General features: G+C 69.2%; 11 protein-coding genes and 1 pseudogene. 11 read left to right on the top strand and 1 reads right to left on the bottom strand.

The features are described from left to right. The first annotated feature begins 6 nt into the window (after positions 1-6). The 9 genes from Q392_RS14055 (at position 7) to Q392_RS14020 (ending at position 9,081) form a co-directional block, all read left to right on the top strand. Positions 7-1,329 carry an HlyD/EmrA/EmrK family protein gene (locus Q392_RS14055; RefSeq protein WP_051953486.1) on the top strand — a complete coding sequence of 441 codons (1,323 nt, stop codon included), beginning with the start codon at positions 7-9 and terminating at the stop codon, positions 1,327-1,329. A gap of 13 nt (positions 1,330-1,342) precedes the next feature. After that, a complete protein-coding gene (locus Q392_RS14050; RefSeq protein ID WP_038208647.1) occupies positions 1,343-2,905 on the top strand; it encodes a DHA2 family efflux MFS transporter permease subunit in 1,563 nt (520 codons plus the stop codon). A 17-nt stretch (positions 2,906-2,922) separates the two neighbouring features. Then, positions 2,923-3,144, top strand: coding sequence for a hypothetical protein (locus Q392_RS32835; RefSeq protein WP_157008001.1), 222 nt, complete (start codon positions 2,923-2,925; stop codon positions 3,142-3,144). Next, positions 3,141-3,911, top strand: coding sequence for an ABC transporter ATP-binding protein (locus Q392_RS14045; RefSeq protein WP_038208645.1), 771 nt, complete (start codon positions 3,141-3,143; stop codon positions 3,909-3,911). The genes Q392_RS32835 and Q392_RS14045 overlap by 4 nt, the downstream gene beginning before the upstream one ends. Position 3,912: 1 nt before the next feature. Next, a complete protein-coding gene (locus Q392_RS14040; RefSeq protein ID WP_038208642.1) occupies positions 3,913-4,623 on the top strand; it encodes an ABC transporter ATP-binding protein in 711 nt (236 codons plus the stop codon). Positions 4,624-4,699: 76 nt separating this feature from the next. Further along, the gene (locus Q392_RS14035) at positions 4,700-5,896 is read left to right on the top strand and encodes an ABC transporter substrate-binding protein (protein WP_038208639.1); all 1,197 of its coding nucleotides are present in this window, start codon (positions 4,700-4,702) and stop codon (positions 5,894-5,896) included. A 40-nt stretch (positions 5,897-5,936) separates the two neighbouring features. Further along, the gene (locus Q392_RS14030) at positions 5,937-7,133 is read left to right on the top strand and encodes an ABC transporter substrate-binding protein (protein ID WP_038208636.1); all 1,197 of its coding nucleotides are present in this window, start codon (positions 5,937-5,939) and stop codon (positions 7,131-7,133) included. 57 nt (positions 7,134-7,190) lie between these two features. After that, positions 7,191-8,066: a branched-chain amino acid ABC transporter permease gene (locus Q392_RS14025; protein WP_038208633.1), complete on the top strand. Its 876-nt coding sequence runs from the start codon at positions 7,191-7,193 to the stop codon at positions 8,064-8,066. A gap of 16 nt (positions 8,067-8,082) precedes the next feature. After that, entirely contained in the window at positions 8,083-9,081 is a 999-nt protein-coding gene (locus Q392_RS14020) for a branched-chain amino acid ABC transporter permease (protein ID WP_038208630.1), read from the top strand. Between the two features lie 20 nt (positions 9,082-9,101). Here Q392_RS14020 and Q392_RS14015 read toward each other — a convergent pair whose 3' ends face one another. Then, entirely contained in the window at positions 9,102-10,214 is a 1,113-nt protein-coding gene (locus Q392_RS14015; RefSeq protein WP_051953466.1) for a lipocalin-like domain-containing protein, read from the bottom strand. A gap of 288 nt (positions 10,215-10,502) precedes the next feature. On the opposite strand from Q392_RS14015, the gene Q392_RS14010 reads away from it, so the two are divergent. Together Q392_RS14010 and Q392_RS32830 are read left to right on the top strand one after the other, a co-directional pair. Further along, positions 10,503-11,867, top strand: coding sequence for a cyclic peptide export ABC transporter (locus Q392_RS14010; protein WP_051953464.1), 1,365 nt, complete (start codon positions 10,503-10,505; stop codon positions 11,865-11,867). A gap of 173 nt (positions 11,868-12,040) precedes the next feature. Continuing rightward, a pseudogene (locus tag Q392_RS32830) lies at positions 12,041-12,165 on the top strand (IS256 family transposase); the annotation flags it as partial.

Raw genomic sequence — 12,165 nt, 5'->3', positions numbered from 1 at the left:
CACACCATGAGCGAGAACAACACCTCCACCCCGGCCGCGCAGGCCGGCCCATCGGTCCCCGAAGCGGCCGGCAACGGCAAGCGCCGCCGCGCGCTGGGCACCCTGGCGGCGATCGTCGTGCTGGCTGGCGCCGGCTGGGCCGCCTACGAATGGCTGGTGGCCAGCCACTACGAGGGCACCGACAACGCCTACGTGCAGGGCAACGTCATCCAGATCACGCCGCAGATCGCCGGCACCGTGATGGCCATCGGCGCCGACGACACCGACTTCGTGAAGGCCGGCCAGCCGCTGGTGCAGCTCGACCCGGCCGACGCCCGCGTGGCGCTGGAGCAGGCCGAGGCGGCGCTGGGCCAGGCCGTGCGCCAGGCACGCACGCTCTACGCCAACAACGGCTCGCTGGCCGCGCAGGTGCAACTGCGCGAGGCCGACGTGGTCAAGGCCAGGAGCGAGCTGGCGCGCGCGCAGGACGACCTGCAGCGCCGCAAGGCGCTCTCGGGCAACGGCGCCGTATCGAAGGAAGAGCTGAACCACGCCGAGACCGCGGTGGCCAATGCCCGCAGCGCGGTGGCCGCGGCGCAGGCCGGCGTGGTGGCCGCCCGCGAGAGCCTGGCGAGCAACCGTTCGCTGACCGACGGCACCCGCGTGGAAGAGCACCCGAGCGTGCAGGCCGCCGCCGCCAGGCTGCGCGAGGCGTACCTCGCCACCCAGCGCGTGGCCATGCCGGCGCCGGTGGACGGCTACGTCGCCCGGCGCACCGTGCAGCTCGGCCAGCGCGTGAGCCCCGGCACGCCGCTGATGTCGGTGGTGCCGCTGGGCCAGGTCTGGGTCGACGCGAACTTCAAGGAAGTGCAGCTGCGCAACATCCGCATCGGCCAGCCGGTGAAGCTCACCGCCGACCTGTACGGCAAGAAGGTCGCCTACGACGGCAAGGTCGAGGGCCTGGGCATCGGCACCGGCGCCGCCTTCGCGCTGCTGCCGGCGCAGAACGCCACCGGCAACTGGATCAAGGTGGTGCAGCGCGTGCCGGTGCGCATCTCGCTGGACGCCGAGCAGGTCAAGGCCAACCCGCTGCGCGTGGGCCTGTCGATGGACGCCGAGGTCGACGTGCGCGAGCGCGGCGGCCGCATGCTGGCCGAGGCGCCGCGCCGCGAGCCCGTGGCGCAGACCCAGGTCTACAGCGCGCTCGACAAGGGCGCCGAGGCCGAGGTGCGCCGCATCATCGAGGCCAACCTGGGCCGCGAGGTGCAGCCGGCCGCGAAGCGCGAGCCGCACGGCCCGGCGCCGGTGCCGGGCGGCGCCCACCTGGCGCTGGGCGGCAAGGCGGCCTGAACGGCGCTGCTGCATGTCCAGTCCATCGACACCCTACGTCCCGCCGGCGCCGCTCGAAGGCGCGGCGCGGGTGTGGGGCACCCTCGCGCTGTCGGCCGCGACCTTCATGAACGTGCTCGACTCGTCGATCGCGAACGTGTCGCTGCCCGCCATCTCCGGCGACCTGGGCGTGAGCCCGACGCAGGGCACCTGGGTCATCACCAGCTTCGGCGTGGCCAACGCCATCGCCGTGCCGCTCACCGGCTTCCTGACGCAGCGCATCGGCCAGGTGCGCCTGTTCATGGCCAGCATCATCCTGTTCGTCATCAGCTCCTGGCTGTGCGGGCTGGCGCCCAACATGACGATGCTGATCGCCTTCCGCGCGCTGCAGGGCTTCGTCGCCGGGCCGATGATCCCGCTGTCGCAGACGCTGCTGCTGTCGAGCTACCCGCGCGCCAAGGCTGGGCTGGCGATGGCCATGTGGTCGATGACCACGCTCGTCGCGCCGGTGATGGGGCCGCTGCTGGGCGGCTGGATCACCGACAACATCTCCTGGCCCTGGATCTTCTACATCAACATCCCGGTCGGGCTGATGGCCGCCGGCCTCACGCTGGGCATCTACCGCAAGCGCGAGAGCCCCACGCGCAAGGTGCCCATCGACACCATCGGCCTGGCGCTGCTGGTGCTGTGGGTGGGCTCGCTGCAACTCATGCTCGACAAGGGCAAGGAGCTGGACTGGTTCCACTCGGCGCAGATCATCACGCTGGCCGTGGTGGCGGTGGTCGGCTTCGCCTTCTTCCTGGTGTGGGAGCTGACCGAGAAGCATCCGGTGGTGGACCTGTCGCTGTTCAGGCGCCGCAACTTCTGGTCGGGCACGCTGGCCACGGCGGTGGGCTACGGCCTGTTCTTCGGCAACGTGGTGATCCTGCCGCTGTGGCTGCAGCAGTTCATGGGCTACACCGCCACCCAGGCAGGCATGGTGCTGGCGCCGGTGGGCCTGCTGGCGATCGTGCTCTCGCCCATGGTGGGCCTGACGGTCGGCAGGGTGGACCCGCGCCGCTACGCCACGCTGTCCTTCGTGGTGTTCGCGCTGATCCTGTGGATGCGCTCGCGCTTCAACACGCAGACCGACTTCACCACCATCATGATCCCGACGCTGATCCAGGGCGTCGCGATGGCCTTCTTCTTCATCCCGCTGGTGACGATCACGCTCTCGGGCCTCACGCCCGACCGCATCCCCGCGGCCTCGGGCCTGTCGAACTTCGCGCGCATCACCGCCGGCGCGATGGGCACCTCCATCGCCACCACGCTGTGGGAGGATCGCGCGACGCTGCACCACGTGCAGCTGGCCGAGGCGGTGAACCAGGGCAGCCATGCGGCCAGCCACACCATGGGCGTACTGGCCGGCGCCGGCTTCAGCCCCGAGCAGGTGCTCGCGCAGATCAACCGGCTGGTGGACCAGCAGGCCTTCATGCTCGCCACCGCCGACCTGTTCTACGGCTCGGCGCTGCTGTTCCTGCTGCTGGTGCCGGTGATCTGGCTGGCGCGGCCGGTGCGCGGCGGCGCGGGCGCCGATGCGGCAGCGGGCGCGCACTAGCGGCACGGCTGCACGGCATGTTCTTCCAGGCCCGCGATGCGGGCCTTTTTCTTGGTGCTTCCCGCCTGCCGGCGCATTGCACCGCAGCATCCGCATTTGCCCCAGTACGCAATGCCAGGGGACGTGCCAACAATGAATGGATTCGCTTCACCACCCCGAAGCGCTTCATTCAGCAACGCACACCAGCGGACCGCATGACCGACCTTTCCCGCCAGCACCCGGGCGCCGGAGCGAAATGAGCGACATCATTCTCGAGACGCGCCAACTCACGAAGGAATTCAAGGGATTCACCGCGGTCAGCCAGGTCGACCTGAAGGTGCGGCGCGGCTCCATCCATGCACTGATCGGCCCGAACGGCGCGGGCAAGACCACCTGCTTCAACCTGCTGACGAAGTTCCTGGAGCCGACCTCCGGCACCATCCTCTTCAACGGCGTGGACATCACCGGCGAGCGCCCGGCGCAGATCGCCCGGCGCGGCATCATCCGCTCCTTCCAGATCTCGGCCGTGTTCCCGCACCTGACGGTGCTGGAGAACGTGCGTCTGGGCCTGCAGCGCGCGCTGGGCACGAGCTTCCACTTCTGGAAGAGCGAGAAGAGCCTGCTGCCGCTGAACACCCGCGCCCGCGAGCTGCTGGCCGAGGTGGGCCTTCAGGACCTGGCCGACGAGTTGACCGTGAACCTGCCCTACGGCCGCAAGCGCGCGCTGGAGATCGCCACCACGCTGGCGATGGAGCCCGAGCTGATGCTGCTGGACGAGCCCACCCAGGGCATGGGCCACGAGGACGTGCACCGCGTGGCCGAGCTGATCAAGCGCGTGTCGGCCGGGCGCACCATCCTGATGGTGGAGCACAACATGAGCGTGGTCTCCACCATCGCCGACGTGATCACCGTGCTGCAGCGCGGCGCCGTGCTGGCCGAGGGGCCGTACGGCGAGGTGTCGAAGAACCCGCAGGTGATGGAGGCCTACATGGGCACGACCGACGGCCAGCTCCAGGGGGCCCACTGACATGGCAAGTCCGGCACTGGAAATCAAGGACCTGCAGGCCTGGTACGGCGAATCGCACGTGCTGCACGGCGTGGACATGGTGGTGCAGCCGGGCGAGGTGGTCACGCTGCTGGGGCGCAACGGGGCCGGGCGCACCACCACGCTGCGCGCCATCATGGGGCTGACCGGCACGCGCAAGGGCAGCATCCGGGTCAACGGCCACGAGACCATCGGCCTGCCCACCTACAAGATCGCGCACTACGGCATCGGCTACTGCCCGGAGGAGCGCGGCATCTTCGCCAGCCTGTCGGCCGAGGAGAACCTGCTGCTGCCGCCGCCGCTGAAGGGCAGCGAGCCGGGCATGTCGGTCCAGGAGATCTACGCGATGTTCCCCAACCTGGCCGAGCGTCGCGCCAGCCAGGGCACGCGGCTGTCGGGCGGCGAGCAGCAGATGCTGGCGGTGGCGCGCATCCTGCGCACCGGCGCGCGCCTGCTGCTGCTGGACGAGATCTCCGAGGGCCTGGCGCCGGTGATCGTGCAGGCGCTGGCGCGCATGATCACCACGCTGCGGGCCAAGGGCTACACGATCGTGATGGTGGAGCAGAACTTCCGTTTCGCCGCGCCGCTGGCCGACCGCTTCTACGTGATGGAGCACGGCCGCATCGTGGAGCGCTTCGGCGCGGCCGAGCTGCAGGCCAAGATGCCCGTCCTCAACGAGCTGCTGGGCGTGTGAGCAGGCGCCGGGGTTCGTGTCTCGCGCTGCCATCACCCTGTTCGTTCGCACGTCCGTTTCAACCCAAGGAGAACCCATGAAATCCAACCTCAAGCTGATGGCGGTCGCGCTGGGCGTGGCCGGTCTGGCGAGTCACGCCGCCGTGGCGCAGGAGAAGGTGGTGATCGGCTACATCAGCGATCTCTCCGGCCTGTACGCGGACCTGGAAGGCAAGGGCGGCCAGGCGGCGATCCAGATGGCCATCGACGACATGGGCGGCAAGGTGCTGGGGCAGCCGGTCGAGATCCTGGCGGTCGACCACCAGAACAAGCCCGACATCGCCGCCGCCAAGGCGCGCGAGTGGATCGACACGGCCGGCGCCACGCTGATCTTCGCGGGCACCAACTCCGGCGTCGCGCTGGCCACGGCCAAGGTCGCGGAAGAGAAGAAGCGCGTGTTCATCACCAACGGCGCGGCCACCTCGGCGCTGACCAACGCCGCGTGCAGCCCCTACACCATCCACTACGCCTACGACACCGTCGCGCTGGCCAAGAGCACCGGCGGCGCGGTGGTCGACACCGGCGGCAAGAGCTGGTTCTTCCTGACCGCGGACTACGCCTTCGGCCACGCCCTGGAGGCCGACACCGCCAAGGTGGTCAAGGCCAAGGGCGGCACGGTGGTCGGTGGCGTCAGGGCGCCGCTGAACGCATCGGACTTCTCCTCCTTCCTGCTGCAGGCGCAGAACTCGAAGGCGCAGGTGCTGGGGCTGGCCAATGCGGGCGGCGACTTCGTCAACTCCATGAAGGCCGCCAAGGAATTCGGCATCGACAAGTCGATGAAGGTCGCCGGCCTGCTGGTGTTCCTCACCGACGTCAAGAGCCTGGGCCTGGCCGCCACGCAGGGCCTGCTGCACACCACGAGCTGGTACTGGGACAGCGACGACGCATCGCGCAAATGGGCGGCCCGCTACGAGGCCAAGACCAAGAACAAGCCGACCGACATCCAGGCGGCCGACTACTCGGCCACCATGGCGTACCTGAAGGCGGTGGAGGCGGTCAAGACCACCGACGCCGACAAGGTGATGGCGTACATGAAGAAGACGCCGATCGACGACTTCTATGCCAAGGGCGTGATCCGCCCCGACGGCCGGATGGTGCACGACATGCTGCTGGCGCAGGTGAAGGCGCCGTCCGAATCGAAGGGCCCCTGGGACCTGCTGAAGATCGTCAAGAAGGTGCCCGGCGACCAGGTCTACACGACCAAGGAAGAGAGCACCTGCAAGCTCTGGAAGTGAGCGCCTGAAACCCCCTGTCCCGAGAGTTCCGGAGAACACCATGAAAAAGCACTGGATCACCCCGATCGCGCTGGCCTGCGGGCTGGCCCTGGCGGCCGGCGCCGCGCAGGCGCAGGACAAGGTCCGCATCGGCTTCATCACCGACATGTCGAGCCTGTACTCCGACGTCGAGGGCAAGGGGGGCGCCACGGCCATCCAGATGGCCATCGACGACTTCGGCGGCAAGGTGCTGGGCATGCCGATCGAACTGCTCACCGCCGACCACCAGAACAAGGCGGACATCGCCGCCTCCAAGGCGCGCGAGTGGATCGACACGCAGAACCTGACGATGCTCTTCGGCGGCACCACCTCCAGCACCGGCCTGGCGATGGCCAAGGTGGCGCAGGAGAAGAAGCGCGTCTTCATCGTCAACGGCGCCGGCACCTCGGCGCTGACCAACGAGCAGTGCAGCCCGTACACCGTGCACTACGCCTACGACACCGTGGCCCTGGCCAAGGGCACGGGCGGCGCGGTGGTCGACCAGGGCGGCAAGAGCTGGTACTTCCTGACGGCCGACTACGCCTTCGGCCACGCGCTGGAGGCCGACACCAGCAAGGTCGTCAAGGACAAGGGCGGCACCGTGGTGGGCAGCGTCCGGCACCCGCTGAACGCGTCCGACTTCTCCTCCTTCCTGCTGCAGGCGCAGAACTCCAAGGCGCAGATCCTGGGCCTGGCCAATGCGGGCGGCGACACCATCAACGCGATCAAGGCGGCCAAGGAATTCGGCATCAACAAGACCATGAAGCTCGCCGGGCTGCTGGTCTTCGTGTCGGACATCCACAGCCTGGGCCTGAAGAACACCGAGGGCCTGCTGCTGACCACCAGCTGGGACTGGAACCTCGACGACAAGACGCGCGCCTTCGGCAAGAAGTTCTTCGACAAGACCCAGCGCATGCCCACCGACCTGCAGGCGGCCGACTACTCGGCCACCATGACCTACCTGAAGGCGGTGGAGGCGGCCAAGACCACCGACGCCGACAAGGTGATGGCGCAGCTCAAGAGCATGAAGATCGACGACTTCTACGCCAAGGGCTTCATCCGCGCCGACGGACGCATGGTGCACGACATGTACCTGATGCAGGTGAAGTCGCCCGCCGAGTCCAAGCAGCCCTGGGACTACTACAAGGTGGTGGCCAAGCTGCCCGGCGACCAGGTGTTCACCACCAAGGCCGAGTCCAAGTGCGCCCTGTGGAAGTGAGCGACGCCTCGCCGCTGCCCTGACCGAGCAACCCAACGTCCGCCGCCCAGCCGATCCATGTCCGTCTCGCTCCCCGCCCTGCTGAGCCAGCTCCTCCTTGGGCTGGTCAACGGCTCCTTCTACGCGATGCTCAGCCTGGGGCTGGCGGTGATCTTCGGACTGCTGAACGTCATCAACTTCGCGCACGGTGCCCTGTTCATGATGGGCGCCGTGCTCACGTGGATGGCGATGAACTACCTGGGCGTCAACTACTGGGTGATGCTGCTGGTGGCGCCGGTGGTGGTGGGCGCGTTCGGCATCCTGATCGAGCGGCTGCTGCTGCGCTGGATCTACAAGCTGGACCACCTGTACGGACTGCTGCTGACGTTGGGCCTGACGCTGCTGATCGAGGGCATCTTCCGCTCCGCCTACGGCGTCTCGGGCCTGGCCTACGACACGCCCGACGCGCTCTCGGGCGCCTTCAACCTCGGCTTCATGATCCTGCCCAAGTACCGCGCCTGGGTGGTGTTGGCCTCGCTGGTGGTGTGCTTCGTCACCTGGTTCCTGATCGAGAAGACGCGCATCGGCGCCTACCTGCGCGCCGGCACCGAGAACCCGCGCCTGGTGGAGGCCTTCGGCGTGAACGTGCCGCTGATGATCACGCTGACCTACGGCTTCGGCGTGGCGCTGGCGGCCTTCGCCGGCGTGCTGGCCGCGCCGGTGATCCAGGTCTCGCCGCTGATGGGGCAGAACCTGATCATCGTGGTGTTCGCCGTGGTCGTGATCGGCGGCATGGGCTCCATCATGGGCGCCATCCTCACCGGCCTGGGCCTGGGCGTGATCGAGGGGCTGACCAAGGTGTTCTACCCCGAGGCGTCTTCCACCGTGGTGTTCGTGATCATGGTGATCGTGCTGCTGATCCGGCCCGCGGGCCTGTTCGGCAAGGAAAAGTGAGAGCGGGACCGCCACCATGAACAAGTCCTTCATCGGCTACGGCCTGCTGTTCGCGGCGCTGCTGGCCGCCCCCTTCGTCGGCGCCTACCCGGTGTTCATGATGAAGCTGATGTGCTTCGCCCTGTTCGCCGCCGCCTTCAACCTGCTGCTGGGCTACACCGGGCTGCTGTCCTTCGGCCATGCGGCCTTCCTGGGCGGCTCGGCCTACGTGGCCGGGCATGCGATGAAGGTCTGGGGCGTCACGCCCGAGATCGGCCTCGTCCTGGGCACCGCCACCGGCGCGCTGCTGGGCTGGCTGTTCGGCGTGCTGGCCATCCGGCGCCAGGGCATCTACTTCGCCATGATCACGCTGGCGCTGGCGCAGATGGTGTTCTTCATCGCGCTGCAGGCGCCCTTCACCGGCGGCGAGGACGGCCTGCAGGCGGTGCCGCGCGGCAAGCTGTTCGGCGTGCTGGACCTGAAGGACGACCTGACCATGTACTACGTGGCGCTGGTGATCGTGGCGGCGGCCTTCCTGCTGATCGTGCGCACCATCCACTCGCCCTTCGGGCAGGTGCTCAAGGGCATCAAGGAGAACGAGCCGCGCGCCGTTTCGCTGGGCTACGACGTGGGGCGCTTCAAGCTGCTGGCCTTCGTCATCTCGGCGGCGCTGTCGGGGCTGGCCGGCTCGCTCAAGACGCTGGTGCTGGGCTTCGCCACGCTCACCGACGTGCACTGGTCCTCCTCCGGCTCGGTGATCCTGATGACGCTGCTGGGCGGGCTGGGCACGCTGTCGGGCCCGCTGGTGGGCGCGGCGGTGGTGGTGGCGCTGGAGAACAAGATCGGCGAGCTGGGCCACCTGCTGGCCAGCATCACGCGGGTGGAGTGGTTCAACACCCTGGGCGAGTCGGTCACCATCGTCACCGGGCTGATCTTCGTGGTGTGCGTGCTGGCCTTCCGCCGCGGCATCATGGGCGAGGCCATCGCGCTGCTCGGGCGCGGCGGCAAGCGCGCTCAGGCGGGCGGCGGCCACTGATCCTCGTGGCGTGCCCGCCTTCAGAGCCTGAGGCGCGCGGCGTAGCCCGTCATCTCCAGGTAGCCGCTGCCGACGCGGCGGCCCTGCGCATCGAGCAGATCGCTCAGCCCTTCCCAGTAGATGGCGCCGGTCGAGCCGCGGCTGTCCAGTTCCTGGTCGTCCAGCAGCGCCTGCACGGCGAAGCGGCCGGCGGGCGTGTCGACCGTCCACTGCACCGGGTAGCGCGCCGAGGAGCGCGGGCTGGTCCAGGTGCGCATCGGCTCGAAGCGCACCTCTTCCGCGGAGAAGGTGCGCGTCGCCTCGCCCGCAGCGCGCCATGAGCCGCCGGCCCACAGCGCGCTGCCGGCGGCGCGGCGCAGGCGGAAAGCGGTGAGCGCCGCGCCGTTGTCCAGGTTCATGCCGATCCAGTCCCAGCCCACGGCCTCGGGGTGCATCAGGGCTTCGCTCCACTCGTGGTCCAGCCAGGCGCAGCCGCGCACCTCGAAGCGGCCCTGGCCCTCGATCACGATGCGGCCCGCTGCCTCGAGCTGCGGCTGGCTGTAGTAGTGGCTGGCCTGCGCGGCCTCCGGGCCCTTGCGCGAGAGCCCCGCATCGCCCTGCAGCAGCACGGGCTGGGTGGGCGCGAAGCGCAGCGACAGCGCGAAGCCTTCGCCGGGCGCCTCGGCGCGGTAGCTGCCGTCGGCGGCATTGCGCACCAGCGACCAGTCGCGCAGCCGCACGTCGGTGTCGGCCTCGCCGGCCTGCGCGATGCCGAAGCCGGCGCGGGCGATGCGCTGGTCGTGCAGCAGGCGCCGGCCCTGCAGGTCGGTCACCGCCGCATGCGCGAACACCAGCTGCCGCGCCGCGAAGGCCGAGCGCAGGCCCTGTGCCGCATCGACGCGCGAGCGGAAGAAGGTGATCTGGAAGCCGAAGCGCCGGCCGCCCTGAGCGGCCTGCGCATGGCCGGTGACGTACCACCATTCGGTGCGCAGGTCCGGGTGGCTGCCGTGGTCGTGCGGGAAGGCCAGCGTGCGCGGCGGCAGGGCGCTGGCCGGCCGCCAGGCGCCGCCGGCCAGCGCCGCCAGCAGGCCGAGCACCCGGCGGCGGCCGGGCAGCGGGCGGTCGGAGGTGACAAGGCCATGCGTCGAACACATGGCGAAATGATCCCCGATTCCGCCCTGTTCCGGCTCGACGGCTGGAAGGATGTGGACAGCCATTCCCAAAGGGCGATCATCATGTAATAATTTTTGACAATATCTGACATGCCGTTGGCAGCCGCACGTATCCAGCCGCCGCCACCTACCAGCCTTTCCAGCGGACGCGTCATCGACCCATTGGACACTTCACAGACTGGACATCGCGTGGCAGCGGACAACGCCTCCCCGGCTTCTTCCTCCTCCTCCTCCCGCCGGAAGGTCCATCCTTCCCCTCCACGCGCCGCCGTGTCCGCCACGCTGTGGGAACTGGGCGCACTGCTGCGGCCCTACGGCGGCTGGCTGCTGCTCTCGGCGCTGGCCGGCACCCTGGCCGGGGTGGCGACGGTGGCGCTGCTGGCCCGCCTGACCGAGGTGATCCGCGAGCCCGAGCACATCGCCGGTGGCCTGCTGCTGGCGGTGCTGGGGTTGAGCGTGCTGACGCTGGTGGGCCGCGCCGTGTCGCTGCTGCTCACCAACTGGGTCGGGCAGGGGGTGGTGGCGCAGATCCGGCAGGCGCTGGCGCGCAAGATCCTGGCGGCGCCGATCGACGCGCTGGAGCGCTACCGCGTGCACCGGCTGATCCCCGTGCTCACGCACGACATCGACACCATCAGCAGCACGGTGTTCGCGCTGGCCGCCCTGGCGATCGCCTGCGCGGTGGCCGGCGGCTGCCTGCTCTACCTGGCCTGGCTGTCGCTGCCGATGTTCGGCCTCTTGCTGCTGGCGCTGGCCTGCGGCGTCCTCGTCCAGCGCCTGGCGCAGCGGCGCGGGCTGTCGGGCTTCCAGAAGGCGCGCCAGGCCGAGGAGCGTCTGCACAAGGCCTACCGCAGCCTGGGCGAGGGCGCCAAGGAGCTGCGCCTGCACCGGCGGCGGCGCCAGTACGTGTACGAGAACGACGTGAAGGGCACGATCGAGGAGATCAGCCGCGTCAACATCCGCGCCACCAATGCCTTCGTGGCCGCCAACGCCTTCGGCTCGGCGCTGTACTTCCTGCTGATCTCGCTGGTGATGGCCTGGGCGATGCAGCGCCTGCCCGAGCCGGCGGTGCTCGGGAGCTTCGTGCTGGTGCTGCTGTACCTGAAGGGGCCGCTCGACCAGATCGCGAGCATCCTGCCCGCGATGGGCCGCGCCTGGGTGGCGCTGGAGCGCATCGCCGACCTGTCCACGCGCTTCTCCACGGTCGAGCCGATCCCGCTGGTTGCGCCGGCCGGCGGCCCGGCGCCGCGCGCAGAGCTGCACGACTGCATCGAGCTGCGCGGCATCGGCTATGGCTACGAGGAGGTCGCGGATGACGGCGAGGGCGGTGGGCGCGCGGGGCCGCCGCCGTCCTCCTGCTTCGAGGTGGGGCCGCTGAGCCTGCGCATCGAGAAGGGCAGCATCGTCTTCATCGTGGGCGAGAACGGCTCGGGCAAGACCACGCTGGTGAAGCTGCTGCTCGGGCTGTATGCGCCGCAGCGCGGCCAGGTGCTGCTCGACGGCCAGGTGGTGACCGATGCCACGCGCGACGAATACCGGCAGCTCTTCGGCACCGTGTTCGCCGACTTCTACCTGTTTGAGGAGCTGATGGGCGACGGCGCGGACGGCCTGCCGTGCGGCCGCGAGGCCGGTTGATGTCCCAGGAAGTGGTGTAAGTCTTCTTTCACTCGCTGGGCGGCAAGGCGCGTAGGGCGTAGCCCGAAGCGGCTTGCCGCCCAGCGGCGGCGCTCCTGTTCGGGGTGGCCATCGTGAGGTCCGGATAAGGTTTGAGGTGCGACCCACCAAACCTGTCCTCGAAGGAAATCACGATGACCAACGCCACTATGGCATTGACCGAGCTTGCCGAGAAGGGAGCCGACATCGACGTGCTGCGCCAGATGGTGCAGTTCATGGCCCAGCGCCTGATGGAACTGGATGTCGAGGGCCGCTGCGG

The sequence above is a fragment of the Xenophilus azovorans DSM 13620 genome (genome assembly GCF_000745855.1).
GTDB lineage: Bacteria > Pseudomonadota > Gammaproteobacteria > Burkholderiales > Burkholderiaceae_C > Xenophilus > Xenophilus azovorans.
The sequence above is the reverse complement of the archived record's forward strand: the minus strand, read 5'-3'. Positions and strand labels throughout refer to the sequence as shown.

Bases quoted from the DNA above. Each gene is read 5' to 3' on its own strand.
- Q392_RS14015 (WP_051953466.1), bottom strand. From the start codon at position 10,214: ATGTGTTCGACGCATGGCCTTGTCACCTCCGACCGCCCGCTGCCCGGC.
- Q392_RS14030 (WP_038208636.1), top strand. From the start codon at position 5,937: ATGAAAAAGCACTGGATCACCCCGATCGCGCTGGCCTGCGGGCTGGCC.
- Q392_RS14025 (WP_038208633.1), top strand. From the start codon at position 7,191: ATGTCCGTCTCGCTCCCCGCCCTGCTGAGCCAGCTCCTCCTTGGGCTG.
- Q392_RS14050 (WP_038208647.1), top strand. From the start codon at position 1,343: ATGTCCAGTCCATCGACACCCTACGTCCCGCCGGCGCCGCTCGAAGGC.
- Q392_RS14045 (WP_038208645.1), top strand. From the start codon at position 3,141: ATGAGCGACATCATTCTCGAGACGCGCCAACTCACGAAGGAATTCAAG.
- Q392_RS14020 (WP_038208630.1), top strand. From the start codon at position 8,083: ATGAACAAGTCCTTCATCGGCTACGGCCTGCTGTTCGCGGCGCTGCTG.
- Q392_RS32835 (WP_157008001.1), top strand. From the start codon at position 2,923: ATGTTCTTCCAGGCCCGCGATGCGGGCCTTTTTCTTGGTGCTTCCCGC.
- Q392_RS14055 (WP_051953486.1), top strand. From the start codon at position 7: ATGAGCGAGAACAACACCTCCACCCCGGCCGCGCAGGCCGGCCCATCG.
- Q392_RS14040 (WP_038208642.1), top strand. From the start codon at position 3,913: ATGGCAAGTCCGGCACTGGAAATCAAGGACCTGCAGGCCTGGTACGGC.
- Q392_RS14035 (WP_038208639.1), top strand. From the start codon at position 4,700: ATGAAATCCAACCTCAAGCTGATGGCGGTCGCGCTGGGCGTGGCCGGT.